Annotated in this window: 18 protein-coding genes; 9 read left to right on the forward strand and 9 right to left on the reverse strand. The window is 48.1% G+C overall.

Annotation, left to right across the window (positions count from 1 at the left end):
- Positions 1 to 96 precede the first annotated feature (96 nt).
- Positions 97 to 1386, reverse strand: coding sequence for a sensor histidine kinase (locus BLS15_RS24445; protein WP_021257359.1), 1290 nt, complete (start codon positions 1384 to 1386; stop codon positions 97 to 99).
- Positions 1387 to 1409: 23 nt separating this feature from the next.
- Positions 1410 to 2105 carry a response regulator transcription factor gene (locus tag BLS15_RS24450; protein WP_090514244.1) on the reverse strand — a complete coding sequence of 232 codons (696 nt, stop codon included), beginning with the start codon at positions 2103 to 2105 and terminating at the stop codon, positions 1410 to 1412.
- A 399-nt stretch (positions 2106 to 2504) separates the two neighbouring features.
- Here BLS15_RS24450 and BLS15_RS24455 point away from each other — a divergent pair, with 399 nt between their 5' ends.
- From BLS15_RS24455 to pepT, 3 genes are all read left to right on the forward strand, one after another.
- A complete protein-coding gene (locus BLS15_RS24455) occupies positions 2505 to 3611 on the forward strand; it encodes a C45 family autoproteolytic acyltransferase/hydrolase (protein ID WP_028533323.1) in 1107 nt (368 codons plus the stop codon).
- A 14-nt stretch (positions 3612 to 3625) separates the two neighbouring features.
- Positions 3626 to 4510 (forward strand): AraC family transcriptional regulator, encoded by an 885-nt coding sequence (locus BLS15_RS24460; protein WP_021257362.1) that lies wholly within the window; start codon positions 3626 to 3628, stop codon positions 4508 to 4510.
- A 142-nt stretch (positions 4511 to 4652) separates the two neighbouring features.
- Positions 4653 to 5891: a peptidase T gene (gene pepT / locus BLS15_RS24465; RefSeq protein WP_021257363.1), complete on the forward strand. Its 1239-nt coding sequence runs from the start codon at positions 4653 to 4655 to the stop codon at positions 5889 to 5891.
- 193 nt (positions 5892 to 6084) lie between these two features.
- Here the strand turns inward: pepT and BLS15_RS24470 are convergent, their stop codons facing one another.
- A complete protein-coding gene (locus BLS15_RS24470) occupies positions 6085 to 8037 on the reverse strand; it encodes a GTP-binding protein (protein ID WP_021257364.1) in 1953 nt (650 codons plus the stop codon).
- Between the two features lie 127 nt (positions 8038 to 8164).
- Here BLS15_RS24470 and BLS15_RS24475 point away from each other — a divergent pair, with 127 nt between their 5' ends.
- The gene (locus tag BLS15_RS24475; protein ID WP_028533322.1) at positions 8165 to 8926 is read left to right on the forward strand and encodes a tyrosine-protein phosphatase; all 762 of its coding nucleotides are present in this window, start codon (positions 8165 to 8167) and stop codon (positions 8924 to 8926) included.
- A 347-nt stretch (positions 8927 to 9273) separates the two neighbouring features.
- Here BLS15_RS24475 and BLS15_RS24480 read toward each other — a convergent pair whose 3' ends face one another.
- The 5 genes from BLS15_RS24480 to BLS15_RS24500 all read right to left on the reverse strand — a co-directional run bounded on the left by BLS15_RS24480 (position 9274) and on the right by BLS15_RS24500 (position 13029).
- The gene (locus BLS15_RS24480; protein ID WP_254777404.1) at positions 9274 to 9723 is read right to left on the reverse strand and encodes a MerR family transcriptional regulator; all 450 of its coding nucleotides are present in this window, start codon (positions 9721 to 9723) and stop codon (positions 9274 to 9276) included.
- Entirely contained in the window at positions 9724 to 10737 is a 1014-nt protein-coding gene (locus BLS15_RS24485) for a medium chain dehydrogenase/reductase family protein (protein WP_021257367.1), read from the reverse strand.
- Positions 10738 to 10850: 113 nt separating this feature from the next.
- On the reverse strand, positions 10851 to 11558 hold the full coding sequence (locus tag BLS15_RS24490; protein ID WP_028533320.1) for a DNA alkylation repair protein: 708 nt from the start codon (positions 11556 to 11558) through the stop codon (positions 10851 to 10853).
- A 21-nt stretch (positions 11559 to 11579) separates the two neighbouring features.
- Positions 11580 to 12479: an RNA polymerase sigma-70 factor gene (locus tag BLS15_RS24495; RefSeq protein WP_090514380.1), complete on the reverse strand. Its 900-nt coding sequence runs from the start codon at positions 12477 to 12479 to the stop codon at positions 11580 to 11582.
- Between the two features lie 100 nt (positions 12480 to 12579).
- Positions 12580 to 13029: a carboxymuconolactone decarboxylase family protein gene (locus BLS15_RS24500; RefSeq protein ID WP_028533318.1), complete on the reverse strand. Its 450-nt coding sequence runs from the start codon at positions 13027 to 13029 to the stop codon at positions 12580 to 12582.
- 511 nt (positions 13030 to 13540) lie between these two features.
- Between BLS15_RS24500 and yedE the strand changes: the two genes are divergently transcribed.
- Complete coding sequence (yedE, locus tag BLS15_RS24505; RefSeq protein ID WP_090514250.1) at positions 13541 to 14743, forward strand: selenium metabolism membrane protein YedE/FdhT; 1203 nt, start codon at positions 13541 to 13543, stop codon at positions 14741 to 14743.
- A complete protein-coding gene (gene yedF, locus BLS15_RS24510; RefSeq protein WP_021257372.1) occupies positions 14740 to 14967 on the forward strand; it encodes a sulfurtransferase-like selenium metabolism protein YedF in 228 nt (75 codons plus the stop codon). Before yedE ends, yedF begins: the two co-directional genes overlap by 4 nt.
- A 688-nt stretch (positions 14968 to 15655) precedes the next feature.
- Here the strand turns inward: yedF and BLS15_RS24520 are convergent.
- Entirely contained in the window at positions 15656 to 17440 is a 1785-nt protein-coding gene (locus BLS15_RS24520) for a helix-turn-helix transcriptional regulator (protein WP_028533316.1), read from the reverse strand.
- 202 nt (positions 17441 to 17642) lie between these two features.
- Here BLS15_RS24520 and BLS15_RS24525 point away from each other — a divergent pair, with 202 nt between their 5' ends.
- The 3 genes from BLS15_RS24525 to BLS15_RS24535 all read left to right on the forward strand — a co-directional run bounded on the left by BLS15_RS24525 (position 17643) and on the right by BLS15_RS24535 (position 20302).
- Complete coding sequence (locus BLS15_RS24525) at positions 17643 to 18554, forward strand: ABC transporter ATP-binding protein (protein WP_021257375.1); 912 nt, start codon at positions 17643 to 17645, stop codon at positions 18552 to 18554.
- Positions 18551 to 19486: an ABC transporter permease gene (locus tag BLS15_RS24530; RefSeq protein ID WP_021257376.1), complete on the forward strand. Its 936-nt coding sequence runs from the start codon at positions 18551 to 18553 to the stop codon at positions 19484 to 19486. The genes BLS15_RS24525 and BLS15_RS24530 overlap by 4 nt, the downstream gene beginning before the upstream one ends.
- 108 nt (positions 19487 to 19594) lie before the next feature.
- Complete coding sequence (locus BLS15_RS24535; RefSeq protein WP_051614172.1) at positions 19595 to 20302, forward strand: DUF4097 family beta strand repeat-containing protein; 708 nt, start codon at positions 19595 to 19597, stop codon at positions 20300 to 20302.
- Positions 20303 to 20374 lie beyond the last annotated feature (72 nt).

A 20374-nucleotide genomic window follows, 5' to 3' on the forward strand; every position in this document is an offset into this window, starting at 1 on the left:
CTCAAAAAGGCCCATTGAGTTTTCAATGAGCCTTGCCATACCGCTGAGCTCAAGCAGTGAGCTCATGCCTCAACGCCTTGTTGAACGCCTCCGCTATCACCTTGCGGAAGCACTTGAACGGGACATCGTTGGTGCTGTAACGATTACTCCATTGCTCGATGAATTCTTCGATACTGCTGGCAGTATCGTCTCGAATGTCGTTTGATACGGATTGCTGTATACCGCGATTTGTCCTCCATGAACTTCGATAATACTTTTCGTAATGGCCAGCCCGAGCCCCGTTCCGCCTGTCTCCTTGGAACGGGACTGTTCCACGCGATAGAATCGGTCGAAGATGAATGGCAGATCCCGCTCTGGTATCGGCTCGCCATAATTGATAATACGAATAATTGCTTGTCCGTCCAGTGACTGTATCTCGATGTCGATATATTTCCCCTTGCGGCCATACTGAATTGCATTTGACAATAAATTCTCATACGCCCGAACGAGCCTGTCGCCGTCTGCCAGTACATTGAGCGTGTCCTTCTCTACATGCAATCTGCACTCCAAGCCTGCCTTTTCCAGACTAGGTACGAATTCCTCCACTAATTGACGGATGAAGCTCGTAATGTGCAGTTCCTGTACTTGAAGCGGAAGTCCGTTATTGATGCGTGTATACTCGAACAAATCATCGATTAGTTTTTTCAAGTCGAGCGCTTTTTCATAGGCAATGTTGACATAATAACGAATCTCCACCTCGTCATGATAACGATCCTTCTCTATAAGCTCGAGGAAGCCGAGTATCGATGTTAGCGGTGTGCGCAAATCATGCGATACCCCCGTAATGAGATCGCTCTTTGTTTTCTCCGCCTTCCGCTCTTCCTCAATCGATTGGCTTAACTGTCGACTCATTTGGTTAATGCTCTCCGCCACATTGCCCAGCATTTGAGCTGATCTTACCGGTATTTCATGTTGAAGCTCACCCGTAGCGATTTCACCCAGTCCATGAGTAATCTCTTGCAGGTAGCTATCCAATTCAGTTGCTACGCCATTGATCCTTTGTGCAATATCGCCTAGTTCGTCCGACGAATCTATTTGGATGTTCACAGCGAAGTTCCCGTTCGCCATCTCCTGTAGCCCATTGGAGATATTCGTGAATTGACTTACTATAGGGCGACTCAGCTGATAGTAGCTAAATATAAATAATAGGCATCCCGACATGACAAACACGGGCTGGGAGCCGATATTGTTGATCACCCATTTCAGCGCTATATTATACGGACTGTGCTGCAGCAAGTAAGAGGCCAGCAGCTGTCCGAGCAGCAAAAAAATACCCGTGGCACCGATACTCGCAATAAATGTAATTAGGAATTTCCATCGAATCGAATTCAGCCATTTCGTCGTCATGTTTCGCTTCTCCATATCCGCTCCTACCCCAATTTATAGCCGATGCCCCAGACCGTCTTGATATATTGCGGGTTTTGGCGATCCTTCTCGATTTTTTCCCTTATCTTACGAATATGTACCATTACCGTGTTTTTAGATTCCATGAAGGGCTCGTTCCACACTTCCTCGTATATCTTCTCCATCCTTAGCACGATCCCACGATTGGCCGCAAGCAGCTTCAATATGGCGAACTCCCGCGGCGTTAGCTTTACCTGAATATCATCTACCATAACCGTGTAGGTCGCTGTATTGATCACCATATCGTCAATGAAGATTTCATGTTCAGTATGCGGATTTTCCTCTTGCCGGAGCTGTTTCGTTCTCCGCAACAGAGATTTGATTCGCGCCATTAGCACGAGCGGATTGAACGGCTTCGTCTCATAATCATCGGCGCCAATGCTGAGCCCTGTAATTTTATCTATATCCTGATCCTTCGCGGACAGCATAATAATAGGTGTATTGCGTTCCTCCCGAATCTTCATGCATGCCTGAATGCCATCCATATGAGGCATCATCACATCCAGAATAATCAGCTGCACCTCATGCTTCTCCAGTAGATCCAAAGCCTCGATTCCATTGGATGCCTGAAGTAGCTCGTACCCTTCATTCTTCAAATAAATTTGCAGCAGTTCAATGATTTCCTTCTCATCATCAACGACAAGAATCGTTTCCTTGCCCATGTGACTATCTCCCTTTCCATGTATGCTAATAAAACGCTTCTGCTTGAAGGAGCGTCTCCCCTTGGTACATATTAATTCGACTTCCAACTACTTACTCCTCTTCTGGCAGCGGGATGAGGACGAACCCCTTACGCCGTTCCAACTCTGCAGCTTACGTGATAAGCGATAATAAGCGATATATAATAGGACGCCCAGTTAGGGGAATTGTTCCTGCCGTTAAGTGAATGTTAAGGAGTTAAGAATTTGATAAGGATTGACCTTCAACCAGAGACAAGAGACATCTGAATATGCCGTATTGCTGCACAGCCTTGAGAAGACAGCAGGAAATATCATAACGTAGGAAGCTTATCCCGCTACACTAGAACAAGAGCTAACAATGTCATGAAGGGGGATTTATGTATGCAGCAAATCCAAGGCTATTTTTCTTATATCGAGGGAACACATTATGAGGCGGGGTACCAGCAAGGAGAGTTTGCGAAGAAGCATCCTCACTTTCTGCAAGGCATATTATTGAACGAGCCGTTACCTGAGGATCAATGGAAAGAAGCAGCCGCACTGCTTGAACAATATTGTCCAGGAATAACGGAGGAGATTGACGGATTCTGTGCGGCATTAGAAGTGCCGCCGTCGTTGATTTCTTATTATGCCAGCTCTGCGCTTCATTCAGGATGCAGCCATTGTGCTATCCTTCCAGCTAAAACCGAGAATGGGCACACGTACATGCTCCGCAATTACGATCTCTCCCCCAATGTGGATGATATGAGGCTATGCTCTACATCCATTGAGAAGGCGTATAGGCATACTGGCTTTTCCGTATTTCTGTTCGGCAGAACGGAAGGCATGAATGAGCATGGACTATGCGTCACCTTCTCTGCTTGCGGTATGCCTGTCGGCAATGCACCCGGTATGAGACCTCCTAGAGCTAGCGGCTTGCAATTCTGGGCAGTCGTGCGAGCTTTACTAGAACAGTGCCGCAACGTCAGCGAAGCCCTGCATCTCGTGAAGGAGATGCCGATTGCATCCAACATGAATCTCATCATCTGCGACCCGCATGGCCATGCAGCATTGGTCGAAACCTTCGACGGACACAAAGCAATTCGCGAGGTAGGCGATACAAACCAAACTCCTTATATCGCAGCCACGAACCATCCGCTGTTCGCGGATATTGAGCAATTGGAGCCCGGCAAATTGAATCATTCGGTTGTCCGCCAGCACATCTTGCAGCAGTTCCTGGAGCGGCCTGATTCTGTAAAGATGGAGGATCTGCAATCATTAGTTTCAACTGAATACCCGCAAGGCTTGGCTGTTCATAATTACAACCAGTGGTTCGGCACATTGCGTTCCATGCTGTTCGACTTGGATGATCGAACGATCAATATATGCTTTGGTTCTCCAATTGATAATCCATGGTATACTGTGCCCGTAGGCGGGAAAATACCAGTAGATCATGTGCAGATATCGATACGTCATCATGATTATGCACCTGATTTTTGGCAAATGAAATAAGTGGTGATCCGGTTATGCAAACCTATAAGGAACAGATTGAACAAGCGATTCGATTCATCGAATCGCATCTGACAGAGCGGCTGGATGCAGAGCGTGTAGCCGCCTCTGTCCATTTGTCATACTATCATTTTCATCGTATTTTTGCTGCAATGACAGGGGAGAAACTCGGTGACTACATTCGTAAGCGTAGACTAACCGAAGCTGCTGTAGTCTTACTGTCGAGTGAGCGATCCATATTGGACATTGCCTTAGAGTTTCAATTTGAGTCCCAAGAGGCCTTCTCCCGCTCATTCAAGCAGGTCTTCGGCATAACGCCAGGCAGTTTCCGTAAGCGCAGCAGACGTCCCATCTTCCTCGAGAAGGATACACTGCTGGGCGATCGCCTGCAGCATCGGCTTGACTCCATTAGCCTTGTCCCAAGCATCACAGAAATCGTGAGTGATATTCATGTCGTAGGAGTTAGTGGGGCTGTCTCTCCCGATCACAATACGATACCGGAACTGTGGAAGGAACTACTTCAACGTCGTCATGAAATTCGCGCTCTGACGTCGGAACTCACAAGCTACGGAATATGTCCACCCCAACAAGATGTCAGGTTCCGAGACATCACGGAGCATTCGACTTTTGGGCATATGGCTGGATTCGCCGTGGAGCGTATTGGTGACATTCCGCACGGCATGCGGTTGTACACCATATCTGCCGGTACCTATGCTGTCTTCAAGCATCAGGGTACTACCCAGCAGCTCCGGAGCACCTACGATTACATCTGGGGAACATGGCTGAACAACACACCGCTTCGCCTCGATGATCGGGCAGACTTCGAGGTATATGGACGTGACTTCTATGGACCACACCATCCACAGTCGACGATATGGATTCACATCCCCATTCAAAAATAGGGAGGGTTCAAGAGAAGTTGGAATGGCACCCCCTCCCTCTTATACATGTTCCAAGGGGACGCTGCCACAAATAGGGTAAAGTCCTGCTATTCGTGGTAAGATGAAAGGAGATTGATACGCTACTATTCAGAGGTGAAATGTCGTGAAACAAGAACTAATTGAACGCTTTACATCCTATGTTAAAGTGAATACCCAATCCAATGACGACAGCGAAACTTGCCCTTCCACACCTGGACAGCTCGACTTGGCTCGCCTGCTCGTGGATGAGCTGAAGGCGCTCGGCATGGAAGAAGTGACAATGGACGAGAACGGCTACGTCATGGCTACGCTTCCTGCCAATACAGACAAGGACATTCCTACAATCGGCTTCCTCTCCCATGTGGACACGGCTACCGAACTATCGGGCGAAGGCGTAAATCCTCAACTGGTTGAGAACTACGACGGCAAGGACATCGTGCTGAATGAAGCACAAGGCGTTGTTCTCTCGCCAAAGGACTTCCCTGAACTACACAATTACATCGGGCATACGCTCGTTACAACAGATGGCACAACACTGCTCGGCGCAGACGATAAAGCTGGCATTACTGAAATTATGACAGCGATGGCGTACTTGATTCGCAATCCAGAGATCAAGCACGGGAAGGTTCGCGTTGCCTTCACTCCAGACGAGGAAATCGGCAGAGGCCCTCATCGCTTCGATGTGGAAGCCTTCAATGCTCGTTATGCGTACACGGTAGACGGAGGCCCGCTTGGCGAGTTGGAATATGAGAGCTTCAATGCTGCTCAAGCTACCTTGATCTTCAAGGGCAAGAACGTCCACCCGGGTACGGCCAAGAACAAAATGGTCAATGCAGCGAAAATCGCAATGGAATTCAATAGCCGCTTGCCTGTAGAGGAAGCTCCTGAATCGACAGAAGGCTATGAAGGCTTCTACCATCTGTCCTCCATTAGCGGCGATGTAGAGATGACGAAAATGCGCTACATTATTCGTGATTTCGATAGAGACAACTTTAACGCTCGCAAGCAGAACATGGAGAACATCGTGAAGAGCTTGCAGGAGAAGTATGGAGCTGAACGCATCAGCATTGAGCTGAAGGATCAGTATTACAATATGCGTGAAAAAATCGAACCTGTGAAGCACATAGTCGACATTGCCTACAAAGCGATGAAGAACGTTGGCGTAGAGCCTGATATCAAGCCGATCCGCGGCGGTACAGACGGTTCACAATTGTCTTATATGGGACTGCCTACACCGAACATTTTCACAGGCGGAGAGAACTATCATGGACGCTATGAATATGTGTCCGTCGATAATATGCAGAAGGCTACAGAGGTCATTGTTGAAATTGTGAAGCTGTTCGAACAGCAAGGCGCTGAATAATTGCTTCACGCGTTCTGTCTAAAATAGAGGAACGGAAGAAGGCTGTCCAAGTTGGGAGATTCCCCATTCTGTTGGACAGCCTTTCTTTATGGTAGTACGGAAATAAACGCTTAGACTGGCGATCGTATGAGGACGATCCTCCTTGTGCATGTAGGTCTGATGCACAAAAATTCTAGCTCCGTTATTAGCTATGTTATTCACTATGCATATGGGAATCTGCCTCATCCCATGGAACTCGATACGCCTGTCCCTTGGCACAGAAGATGGAAGAGGATGTATAGGCCGGATCTGCGTCCTTGTCGTAGCTCTTGCGTGCAATCACCTCATCCGCATTATGACACACATCGTATCCGCCGAATAGAAGCTGAAGCATCCCTCTGCCCTGTGTATAGGCGGCAAGCTCCGTGCTGTAGTTCATGAAAGTGGAGACCGGAACCTTCCCTGTGATGACCGCCTTACTGCCGATAAATGCAGGGGGTTCAAGTGCACCGTGCGCCTTCTGCACATCCGCCATTACCTTGCCCATATCATCCGTATCCACCGTTATTTTGAAGTCGTAATACGGTTCCAACAGTACGTTATCCGCCTGCTCCAACCCTTGACGCAGCGCACGGAAAGAAGCCTCTCGGAAATCCCCGCCACTCGTATGGCGGTTATGTGCTCGTCCTGTCAGCAGTGTAATCCGCACGTCCGTTAGCGGCGACCCCGTCAGCAGCCCATGGTGATCCCGTTCCAGCAAATGCTGCATAATTAAATTCTGATAATTGACGCCAAGCTCATCGGGATGACACTCGTTGAACATCTGAATGCCGCTGTCTCGTTCTCCAGGCTCCATACGCAAGCGTGCCTCTGCATAGTGCCCAAGCGGTTCGAAGTGTCCGCATCCATTCACGGTAGAGCGTATCGTTTCTTTATAGAGAATTTCAGGATCCGCAAATGATACCGTAATGCCGAATCGTTCCTTCACGATCCGCGCTAACACTTCCAGTTGAATAGCACCCATGACGTGAATGTGAATCTCCTGAACATGCTCATCCCACTGCACACGAAGAGCAGGATCTTCCGCATCCAACCGGTGGAAGCAAGCCAGCACCTCCTTCACGTGCAACTCGGCTGGGAAGATAACTTTAGACTTGAGTGTAGGTACAATATGATAGATAGCAGTGTCCTTATAGGCGCCGACACCCACTCCTGCAGAAGCAGCCGTAAGCCCCGTAACCGCACATAGCTGTCCTGCTTCTACTCGCTCGACATTCTGCGCCTTCTGCCCATTATAGATACGAATCGATGTAATCTTCTCCAAGATGGTATCCGCTTCTGTTCCATATCGGATTTCATCCCGAACAGACAACGTCCCGCTCGTGACCTTCATATGGGTCGTACGAGTTCCCTGATCATCATAGCGGACTTTATACACCAGTCCCGCCATTTCCCCCGTCGTGCAATATTCAGTCTGTACGAATTGATGGATAAGCTCCAAAGCCTGCTGCACGCCTACATCCTGAAGCGCCGAACCGCATACGCAAGGGAACCATCTGCGCTCGGCAAGCATATGCCGCATCTCCCTCAGCCATACTGCCTGCTCATAACCCTCCTCCATATAGAGCTCGAACAACTGATCATTCCGTTCCGCCATGAAAGCAATGATCTCTTCACTCAGACCCTGATCCGGATCAAAAGACGTCATGTCGATGATATCTGCGGTCAAATTCTCGCGGATATCTGCGATGACCTGATCTGCATTCGCACCCACTCGATCTATTTTGTTCAAGAAGAAGACTGTTGGCACTCCCCGCTCCTGCAGCAGCTTCCATACCGTTTCGGTGTGCCCTTGAACACCTTCCACACTGTTTACAATGATGACGCCCACATCCATGACTTGTATCGCCCGCTCCATTTCCGCGGAAAAATCGACGTGGCCGGGTGTATCGATAAGTGTGTAGGTGTTGCCTTTGTATGTCATCACGGCTTGATCCGCAAATATCGTGATGCCGCGTTCCTTCTCAATCTCATGGCTATCCAGAAATGCATCCTTGTTATCTACTCGTCCCCGCTGCTGTATGCTTCGCGTATGATACAGCACCTGCTCGGCAAAGGTCGTTTTCCCTGCGTCCACATGGGCGAACAGGCCCAATGTAATATTCATAAAGACACCTCATTGCTGCTATAAATGTCTGTCCCCTGCGTCTGTTTTGCCCATTTCTGCTTATGTCCCTTTCCTGTTGTCTATGATAGCATAGACTTACCTACTTCATGAGAGGCGGATAGAAGCAATGATCGAAGACAACAATCAATTCGTACCACAGCCAAAGCAAAATGAACGAATCATCAGCTTGGAAGGCGCATGCAATGTGCGTGACCTAGGGGGATATTCAACAAAAGAAGGACGTGCAATCCAATGGGGGCGCTTCTATCGCGGTGATGGCCAGCACAAGCTGACCGAGCGCGACCAAGCGCAATTGCTGGGACGCGGAATTCATACGGTTATCGACTTGCGTCACGCGCAAGAGGTGAGCGTCGCCAAGGATGCATTTGCTGATTCCGACAACGTTGCCTATCATAATGTCGATCTCCTGAACCCAGCGACAACGAACCAACCTCAAGTTAACAGTCTAGCCGATCTGTATGTCAGTATGCTGGACAATAGCCAAGATGCATTCCTGCGTATATTCGAAATTCTTGCTAGTCCTTCTGACGAAGCCGTTCTCTTCCACTGTACAGCTGGGAAAGATCGAACAGGTATGGTTGCTGCCTTGCTTCTGGATCTGGCAGATGTACCGCATACAACCATTATTGAAGATTATGCGATGACAGCTGAATGTCTCCTCCCTATTATGGATGAGCTGCGCGCTGGCCGACCGGAAGGAATGCCTGCTGACTTATATGAACGGTTGCTAGGATGCAATCCTAGCAACATGGAAATGATGCTTCAACATTTGCATGCAGCATATGGAGGATCAGAGCGTTATTTAGCGGCAATTGGATTGACCGAAAGGCAAATCATAGCCTTGAAGCAGAAACTGCTTGAGGCATAAACAATAGTTAGGAACAGGACTAACCCCACTCGGATTAGTCCTGTTTGCGTGTGAGGACGAAGCAATCCAGAGTACGTATTGTACCTAGTCGTAAATATGGTATTAACTCATTTTAAAGGGCATTTATCCCATTCATAGAATGCACATGATTATCATCTCTTTGTATAGGAGGTATTGCGAAATGTGGCAGGTGCTATTGGAGTTGGCGGGATAGCAGCCATTTTATTTGTTTCTTACTCTCATCCTAATTGATACTTAATTGTTCCAATATCTCTTATAGCAAAGGTATATCAGTGAGATAAATAGAACTTGTTGATCAATCAGGGCAAACCCACATCGGCTAGCCCCTATGAATCCATTGCCTTCTTCTCCTGAGTCAGTAGCATAGCGGCGTACATCTTTCTTTTCTCCTCGGCTATCGTTCTGACAGATTCCAACTGCTCAATCTGCGCCTTAAGCCGTGCAAGATGACGATCAAGCATATCCATTCGTTTGTACAGTGTATCCTCTATATCATGCGGCAGACGCTCGCCAGACAATAGACATCCATCCTCTGTAAATGCTGCAATATCCTCCAGCTTCATGCCCGTTTGCTTCAGTCCATAGATGAATTGAATGAACCTCAAATCCTGATCGGTATACTGCCTCACGCCTTCCGGCTTCCCACCCTGACGCTGCGGACTAGGGAGGAGGCCAATCTGTTCATAGTATCGAAGTGTATAGGCAGATACCCCGGTTATTCGTGCTGCTTCCCCAATGGAGTACATCCCTTTATCAGCTCCTTCCCATTGACTCAATTACGCAATTTCCACAAGAATGATTTTCCCGACAGAATGAGCTCCTGCCAACAGTTCCTGCGCGCGAGCTGCCTCTCGCAGCGGAATCCGATGAGAGATAAGCGGATGGATCTCACCCGCTTCCAGCAGGGACATGACGGCCTGCACATCTTCACGGAACCAATCCAATCGTTCCTTCTTTAGCGTAGTAATACTATACATGTGCACAGGGTTCCCACTCTCCGTTGTTCCGCGGGCAGCCGCCCCCATCCAATCCTTCACCCAGTTGTTATTATGTCCCTGTTCAAGTACAGATGTGTAGCCGTAACCGACAAAGCGCCCTTTCGAACTCAACGTCCGCATGGAACGCTCCCAATTGGAGCCCCCAATCGGATCGAACACGGCAGCCATTCCTTCAGGAACGATGCTAGCAAGTACCTCAACGAAGTCATCTGCATGATAATCTATCGGAATCGCGCCATACCCTGCAACAACCTGATGCTTCGCTGCCGAGGCTGTTCCGTACATCTCCAGTTTCGCCAATCGCCCCAAGTCCAGCAACGCTGTCCCTACACCACCGCTCGCGCCATGGATAAGGATTCGTTCCCCCTCCGATACATTCGCGATGCGGTGCAGCATCTGATATGCCGTCACATAATTCAGCATACAAGCTGCCGCCTCTGAAGCATCTACTGCCGCAGGGATCAGAACAACATCCTCCATTTGGGCATACACATGCGATGCATATCCACCTGTTCCGTTAAAAAATACAGCAACGCGATCCCCTACTGCATAGTCGTTCACGCCAGCTCCAACTGCATCAACGATCCCAACCGCATCATATCCAGGAACAAAAGGTACCTCAGGCGACATCGGATACAGACCTTCCCTGCGCATAATATCTGCAAGCGCAACGCCAGCACTCTGTACCTTCACGCGAACTTCGCCCGCTTCGGGTGTACGCAGTGGTTCCTGCATAGCCCTCAATACCTCAGAGCCCCCATACTCAGTTACCATCATCTTGGTGTTCCACACAAGCCATCTCTCCTTTAGCAACTTCTTCATTGATGGCTGTATTGTATTCCTTCGAGTTTACTCGAAGTCAATACCATAAAATAAGCACAGGAACCCGAATCCTGTGCTTCACCTTAACATATACATGTCTTTCGCTTAGCGCCGAGCTTGCCTGCGGCTTCCACTTTGCGAATATAGGCCGCCGCTTCCGGTACTTTGCAAGCTGTCTCGCCCATATTGACATTCACTTTGCCGATGGCCTCTGCCACCCGCATTGCCTCATCATGCAAGGCCAGTACATACGAGCCTACTACTATAACAAATTGATTCATTGCATACCGCACCCGATTGCGTTCCTGATGAACCGTCGATTCGACGATTGCGAGCATTCTCCTCAATTCTTCGTTATCCAGCTTCATGTCAGGCGTAATCGAGATATAGTGCAGATAGGTGCTCCATCCGCATGTCGCGATCATCTCTTCGCTGGATGCCATCCACTCGCGCGCTAATTCGAGAGCATACGGACTTTCAGCAGCTACACCAGCTACCGTACATTCTACAATCATATGCCAGTGTGCCTTTTGGGCCCATGATTGCAGAAGCTCCTTGGTCATTGCAGATGGATCGACCGTCAGCCCTGCCAAATACATCGCATCGCTATTCCCTGTATCGAAAAGCGCACGCGCAAGCTGCTGATCCTTCTTAACTTCCTTGACCAGCCTCTTCAGATCGCCGATCTTTACGCCGAACAGCGGCTCCTGCGCCCCATGTCGGAGGAACGTTTTCTTTGTTTGTTCTGTGCCCATCGCTTCCAGCTTAGCCATGACTTCGTCCAGTGTCACAGTCATTCCTCCTGCTCCTATCTACAACGATATATGATCCAACTTATCCGGGTTCAAAATAATATAAACATTGCTTATGCGATCTTGCTCAGCCGTTAACTCACAGCAGCATACCGCCTTCACAACTCCTTGATCACAATACACCATGTTCATTTCACCGTTCACGCTAGTGAAAGATACTTGCCAGCTGAAACGCATTGCCCTGAACGCCTTCGGAGAGGTGAGCAGCGTCACTACTCGGCTTCTACCCACAATAGGACGCTTAGCAGAACGTGGATGAGATCCGCCATCCATAATAAGCTCGGCATCCTCGGATAGCAAGGCCAGCAGCGCCTCTACATCATAGTGCTGAAAGGCCGAAACGAACTTCGTGACAAGCGCGTTTCTTGCATCCGCATCTTCCACGGAAGGATATGGCTTACGAGCATGTTCCTTAGCACGGCTCATTATTTTACGGCAATTCGGAGCAGACTTGCCAACGATGTCCGAAATTTCTTCGTACTCGTATTCGAACACTTCCCTTAACAAAAATACAGCCCGTTCGGTAGGCGTTAACCGCTCAAGCATAACTAGATAGGCATACGACAACGAATCTGCCCGCTCAGCCGCTTGATCAGGCTGATCCGCTGACTCAATAAGAGGTTCTGGCAGCCACTCGCCTATATAGTTTTCCCTTGTTCGACGGGGGGATTGAAGTACATTGATGCAGCGATTCGTCATCCACTTGGCTATATAAGCTTTCATATGCCGAACCTCACTCAAGTCCCTGCCTACCATATCCGCGAATAAATCCTGCACGGCATCTTCCGCATCATATACGACGCCAAGCATCCGATATGCAATCGAAAAGGCTAATTTTCGATAGTCGCGGTATAGTTCATCAATTGTATTGTCGACATGCCCGCTTTCCGAATGAAGCATCACCGTTCCCGTCCCCTCCTTTTTCACCCATTTTATCATTCTCAGCATGTGTGAATCCATTTACTAACAAAGAAAAGAAGAGGGCATTCGCCCCCCTCCTTCATTGATCGAAACAGTCCGGATGCATTCCCATTGAAATCGCAATTCGATTCCAACTGTTAATTGTTGCAATTGCCATGACCAGATCAACATATTCTTTCTCGCTAAAATGCTCCCGCACTCTCTCGTATACCGAATCGGGCACGCCTGCATTCGCAACGGTCGTCACGTATTCTGTCAATTCAAGAACGGCCTTCTCCTTATCCGTGAACAACGATGTCTCACGCCAGACACTCATCAGCCTAATACGTCGATCATGATCTCCCATTTTCAATAAATCACTCGTATGTTTGTCAATACAATAAGAGCACCCATTGATTTGGGAAGCCCGAATTTTAATAAGCTCATGAAGGACCTTATCTTCCATACTACTGCTTGCATATTTGTCCATCGCCAACATCGCCTGAAATGCCGGAGTGTTCTCTTTTCGATAATTAAAGCGCAATTTCATTCCATTCACCTCATCTTGGATTTGGTTACATAAGCTAAGACAGATAAGGTGCTCATTTTGTGACACGTCATAATCAATTTTTTCAATTTCCATATGAGGTAAAAAAGTATCATCCCGAATTCCCCCCGCTAGTAAGCAGTTTGTAGTAAAATGGAGAATGGTTTTATTTGCATCTCATCTCGTGATCGGATGTGAATTGCCGCACACAAACAAATCATAGTTCGATCGTGTTCAAAAATTCGGTTTTCAACACCGAGAAGGTTATAAGAACTCGAAGCATATGCTTCCGAAGCGAGTTTTACTTCGCAAAACTTGTAAAGAGCAACGGAGTGTAGGCAGGACTACATGAGTAGCTACAATGTTTCCGTCAGGAAACATACATCGAAAGCATACGCTTTTCAAGAGTGAATATAAGATTCGATGTCGAGTTACTATCTTTATAACTTCGTGATCAAAATTGGATTTTTGAACTCCCTCTTACTAAGATTGGATTGAAGGGGTAAGGGAAAAGATGAAAGATTCGTTACGCAAGCTGTTCACCAACTACTGGAGCCCTTACGTTGCCATCGGCATCGCAGGCGTACTCAGCGCGCTGTACTTCGGCATTACCAACACGGTATGGGCCGTCACCGGCGAGTTTACGCGTTTTGGAGGACATATCCTGGAGCTGTTCGGGGTCGATATTTCCGATTGGGCTTACTTCAAATTGATACAAATGAAGGGTTCGACATTCGAGCGCACGGACGGCTGGATCGTCTGGGGCATGTTCATCGGCGCGCTCATCATGATTCTGTTCAGCAACAACTTCAAGATCCGCATGCCGAAGCAGAAGCGCCGCTTAGTACAGGGCCTGATCGGCGGCATTATCGCAGGTGCAGGCGCACGGCTCGCGCTTGGCTGCAACTTGGCTGCCTTTTTCACAGGAGTGCCGCAATTCTCGTTCCATGCTTGGATCTTCATGGTGGCAACGGCCATCGGTACCTATGCAGGGGTGAAAATTGTTAGCACCAAGTGGTGGAAAGGCAAGCCGATCCTGCAAAAAGGGAATGCCGCGCCTACGATTCAACAAACAAGAAAAGTTCAGCCTTATATCGGCGGGCTTGTTGCACTGGCTTATACAGGACTTATCGTGTACTTCTTCCTAGCAGGCAAGACAATGCTCGGCGTTGCCGCCATCTTCGGGGCTGCCTTCGGCATCTTGATCGAAAGAGGACAGATCTGCTTCACCTCCGCTTTCCGCGATCTGTGGATTAGCGGACGCGCAACAATGACCAAGGCTATTATCGGCGGGATGGCAATCAGCTCTGTCCTAACGCTCATCGTTATTCTCGTGAACGGCGTCGATCCAATTACGAAAATGGCAGCACCAAGCACATTCGTCGGCGGCATCCTGTTCGGCATTGGCATCGTGCTTGCAGGCGGCTGCGAGACAGGAATGATGTATCGCCTCATGGAAGGACAAGTGATCTTCCTGCCTGTATTCATCGGCAACATTATTGGCGCTACTGCTCTGGCGTACGCTTGGGATCATCTTGGCGTATTCGACCTGCTCGTGAAGAGTGGCGCGAAAATTAATCTTATTTCTGTAATGGGCCCAGCTTGGGCGTTAATTGTCACACTTGTATTGCTTGCAATCGGTTATGCTGTAGCTAGCTACTGGCAAAAAAATTACCGCTTCGGCGTTGGATTCAAAAAAGGAGATGCAAAATCATGACGATTGATTTCACATTGGATCTTAGAGGAGAACCTTGCCCATATCCCGTTATCTACACGTTAGAGACATTGCAAGATATGGAGAAAGGACAAGTGTTGCAAGTGATTGCTGACTGTCCAGCCGCCTTCAAGAACGTACCGGAAGAAGTGGTGAAGCACGGCTATACACTGGTGCAAGAGCCTGTGAAGAATGGACAAGAGCTTATTTTCCATATTCAAAAATAATGCAGTAATAATAAGGAGCTGTCCTGCAAGTAGCTCGTCTACTCGCTGGGGCAGCTCCCTATAATTTTTTAACTCATTAGAGGATCCAACGGAACCTCAGGCTCTTAAACTAGCAACGGTTTCCGTAAAGCGGTGTCATCCCCCCATTAGCAGCTTCGGCAGCGCGACAAAGTTCCTACTTTTATAGCTTTTCAAACTCCACTCCATATTTCCCGAAAATATCTTCATATTTCTTTTCGAATATGATCCATCTATTTTCTGACCCATATTTTACTTGTAGTCCCCTCAAATAATGTTTAGCTGCTAAGATATCATTAGATTGCAATAATAAATGAAATATCTCTTCGCTCAAATGTAGCGATGACTTGGAAATATATTGATCAGCAATTGATCTAGGACTTGTCATTGTTTCAAAGAAATCTATGACCTCCCCTAAAAATTGCAGAAGTTCTTTCTTGAACTGATCCATTTTCGTATCAAGGGTTATTGAAAATCTATCTGGAGCAGCTGTAGAGATCTCTTCTATTCTGGATCTGTAACGGCACTCGTCTTCGTAAAGCCGTGACTTGAAAGAAACGGTTTTACATCTTTTTTCATCATTTCATTAAAAAGCTCCTGCAAAATGAATCCCTCCTAAGAAATCGCTGTTTCCACCAGTTCAATTCTAACTTCAAATTCTCACATACCGTTAAGTCAGACACTCAACCATTGCCTTCTCTACCGCTTCTTCACGGCCGCTTACTTGCAGCTTCAGATAAATGGATGAGATATAATTGCGTATCGTTCCTTCCGACAGATGCAGCCTCTGCGCAATTCCCTTGTTGCGCAGCCCTTCCGTCAGGCACCGGAGAACATCGATTTCCCGTTCGGTCAGCTCGTATGGATTCAGTGCCTTACCCCCAGTCTGGTATTGGAACAATTGATGAGCCACATCCTGCGATATCATTGTTCCCCCACCATATATGAGCCGAATCGTTGCGGCTAATTCCTTGGGGTGTATCGATTTCAACAGGTAGCCCTCCGCTCCAATACGCAGCGCCTCAGACGCTAGAGAGACATCCTCTATGGTCGTAATCATGATGATCCGAATGTCAGGCCACGTCTCCTTCAATGACTTTGTAGCCGCGATCCCATCCATTTCCGGCATGTTGATGTCCATTAATACAATGTCGGGACGATCCTTCTCGCATTGCTCGATCGCTTGCTTGCCGTCTCCAGCAACCGCTACTTCAAAATCCTGTTCTTCTCCTAACAACAATCTCAGACTCTCACGGATCAAAGGTTGATCGTCCGCCAATAAAATTTTGATTTTCTGTCCACCTTCATGAGATGGATTCGGGAGCGTACACGTTACCATCGTGCCCGCATCCGCTTGCGAATGGATATAGAGCTTGCCTTGCAATGGGGCCAGTCGCTCCTTCATGCCTGTCAGACCGAAACCATATTGGAGATGATCATCGCCCTTGCCGTTATCCTGCACCTGTAGCATCACCTGCGCCTGATCATATTGGAGCAGAACTTGAATCGTACTGGCCTGCCCATGCCGGCTGGCGTTGGTTAGCGCCTCCTGTAGACAGCGATACAAGGCAAGCTTGGCCTGCTTCATCACAGGGTACGGCTCGCCCATCGTACGGAATATAACTCGAGTCCCAGTGTTCGTCTTGAATTCATCCATTATCTGAAGCAGCGATCGATCCAGAGGCAGCGCCTCCTCGATTGGATCCATCTGATGAACCTGACGGCGAATGTCGTCCAGACCCGATCGTGCCAGCTTGAGCATGCCCTGCAGCTTGGCCTCTCCCTCACTCGAGTGAATATGGGACTTCAATGTCTCCATCCCCAGAATCATGGAAGTGAAGGTATGACCGATCGTATCATGCAGTTCGCGAGCCATACGGTAACGTTCCTCCAATAGTGTCATTCTTTCAATTTGCGAGGAATACTGCTCCAAAATCGTATACTGCTCTTTGATCAGCGCAAGCTTCTGCTTGATGGCATTGATCGCTTGGGCTCCTTTTTGTAGCGCATAGCTTGCCACGTAGAAGATAAGCGCATCGAATAAGCTTTGCCATATGACAGGGTGTGACAACGACGCGTTGACGGAATTCCCTGCGCTCAACGCGAACAGCGTCGCTGCGACGGGCAGCGAGCACCAGTGGAACCGGCTCTTACTATAGAACGCGATCGTAAAGAGAGCCGGTGGGAATAGTCTTGTTAAGCCAAGATCGTAAGCAAGAAATAAAGATACTCCGCCAGCAAACAAGCACTCTGCGATCAAATATCGATAGTAACGACCTTTTACCAATAAAAAGGGAACAAGATTGCACAGCAAAAGAGGAACAAACACCAGCCAAAAAGGAAAGGCAGGCTGATCCTGATACATCAATATGATAACGGCGACGACCCAGAGGCTGCGAATGGCGAGCATAGTCCAGTCCTGCCATGACCACCGATTTTTGATAAGAAAATTCATATGTACAACTCCGTTCAACCTTATTGAAATGAGTGACAAACTGCCTGAACAAGCTCGGCTTCCCTTGTCATACAAGGTTATTACCCCTTGTCACTCGGCTTTATGACAACCGTTCTGTTAGGGTGAGGTTGGCTGAGATGGATCCGGTAGATTACGGAAAATTATATCTCATTCCAATTGCTAATAAAAGGAGTGGTAGGCATTGTCGCTGCTGCAAATTCGTGATCTCACGAAAAAAATAGGAAACAAGACGATTGTCGATCAAGTGACGCTGAATATGGAAAAAGGAGAAATCTTAGGGCTTCTCGGTCCGAACGGCGCAGGGAAAACGACGACGATTCGAATGATCGTCGGTCTCATGTCCAAATCAGGAGGCCAAGTGCTGATTGACGGTATGGACGCTCATGCACACTTTGAACAAGCCATGAAGCATGTAGGCGTAATCGTGGAACATCCGGATTTGTACAACTATTTATCCGGCTATGACAATTTGGTTCACTTCTCCCGTATGACGCCCGGCGTGACAGAAGCAAGAATCCGCGAAGTCATTGCACTCGTCGGATTGGAGCACAGCATCAACGATAAAGTAGCCACCTACTCTTTGGGTATGCGGCAGCGCCTAGGTCTTGCTGTCGTGCTCGTCCACAAGCCTTCCCTACTTGTGCTCGATGAACCGACGAACGGACTCGATCCAGCTGGTATCCGCGAGCTAAGAGGCCATTTGAAGCATTTGGCGCAAAAAGAAGGCGTGGGCATTATGATCTCCAGCCACCTTATGTCCGAAATGGAGATGATGTGCGACCGCGTTGTGATCTTACAAAAAGGGAAGCTGGTAGGCATTCAAAAGATATCGGATATGGTAGATGACGAACGAACGCAGGTCAGATTTGAAATCGACCGACCGGATTTAGCGGTACAGATCCTGCAATCGATCATGTCCGGCGATGAAATCACGACCGATCAACGGCACATACAAGTTCGTATCGCCAAGACGCGTATCCCGGAGATTAGCCGCAAGCTCATGGCATCCGGAATTAATGTGTACGGCGTGCACACGGTCAAGAAGACGCTGGAAGACAAGTTCATGGAGATAACGGGAGGGGAAGAACATTGATTCCATTCATTCGCAATGAAAACATGAAGATTTATAAACGGAGACGTACGTGGGTAATGATTGCTATCGTTCTGCTGTACGTGCTCCTACAAATTGTGAATTTAAAAACTTCTGGAAGTGCTGCTGCAAACGATAACTGGAGAGCGCAGCTCGAACAAGAGAACGTGCAATTCCGCAAGGAAGCTGCCAAGCCGAACGCGCTGAAAATTGAAATCAAGCAGGCCGAGCAACATATCGTGCTGAATCAATATTATTTGGAACATGACATTCCGCCTAGCCCTAATGCATGGAGCTTTGCAGTGAGCATGGTACGAAATATCATATTTGCGGCGTCGCTCATTTCCGTCATTATCGCCGGTGAGATCGTGGCTGTCGAATTTGTATCTGGTACGATCAGGCTGCTGCTGACCCGTTCGGCCAGCCGAACCAAGATTTATTTGTCCAAGTACATCGCCGCCATCCTGTTCGGACTACTGTTATCCGCAGCCGGCATACTCGTTTCCCTCCTCCTTGGAGGCTTTATATTCGGCTTCGATGGATTAGTGGACAGCTATTTCTATGTCAAAGATCAAACCGTAGGAGAAGTTCCGATGCTGCAGGCTTTATTGGCGCAATATGTGCTCAATATTCCCTTCTTGCTGATCGCAATTACGCTTGCTTTCATGATTTCCGCCGCTTTTCGAAGCACGACCTTCTCTGTCGTGATTTCCCTGCTCGTATCGCTAACCGGATTTATTATCGCGATCGCGATGGACGGCTGGGCCTGGACGAAATACTTCATCTTCTCCCACACTGACCTTACGCCGTTCGTATATGGGAACCCTTCTGTAGATGGGGTGACGTTAGGCTTCTCCCTCGTGTTGATCGGGCTCCATCTCGCGATCATGCATTTAATCTCGTACCCCTTGTTCGTTAAGCGCGATGTGGTCTGAAATGTGAATTTCGAGAATAACCACATCATCCGATGCGGGGTTAACTCCACTTCATGATGACAAATCAATATGTTTGGAACATTTCCTATACGGAAAAGGAGGGTAACTATGAACAAAATAAAGATAATACGAAGCATTGTCCTGCTAGCGTTATTGTTAGTAATTACAGCCTGCGGAGCGAAAGAAGAAACCTCGACAAAGAAACTGGAATTGCCAGCAAGCGGTCTGGCTAAGCTTATCATTGACCACCGAAATGGGGAAATCCAGATCTCCGGGAGCACCGATTCGGATAAGATCGAAGTCGTAGCTTTAGCTATAGCCAACGGAATCAGCATGGACAAATTGGAGCTTGCGCTGGAAGCGCGCAACGAGAATGCTTACTTGGATGCGAGATTCGGGGGCCAATTCCTTGCTATGGGATCGGGAGCAGTGAACTTAGACATCAAAGTACCGAAGCAGCTTCAACTAGACATTACGGCTCATCGGGACGGCAGTATCCACATCTCAGATGTATCGTCCAGCGCCAAGATTGACAATATCAACGGTGAGATTCAAGTATCAAACCTATCCGGCTCGCTTGAAATCGACAATCGGGACGGTGACATCACGGTTCGCAACATCGGTTCGGATATATCCATAAATAATATCAATGGGCATATTGCGGTCGATCAAATAGATGGCTCAGCGGATATACATGTCGGAGACGGCAGCCTAGATATTAACTACGTGGGAAAAGATGCGTCGATTACACAGTCCGGAAACGGAGAAGTAAAAATTGGCGAGGTAAAAGGAAACGTAATCCGAAATAAGAAGTAGCAAAAGATAGACTAACGCGTCTCTTTTATACATGGACAAATAACAAATAAACCACCCTGTTGACCGCCTTAG

The organism is Paenibacillus sp. cl6col, assembly GCF_900102125.1.
GTDB classification, from domain to species: domain Bacteria; phylum Bacillota; class Bacilli; order Paenibacillales; family Paenibacillaceae; genus Paenibacillus_B; species Paenibacillus_B suaedae.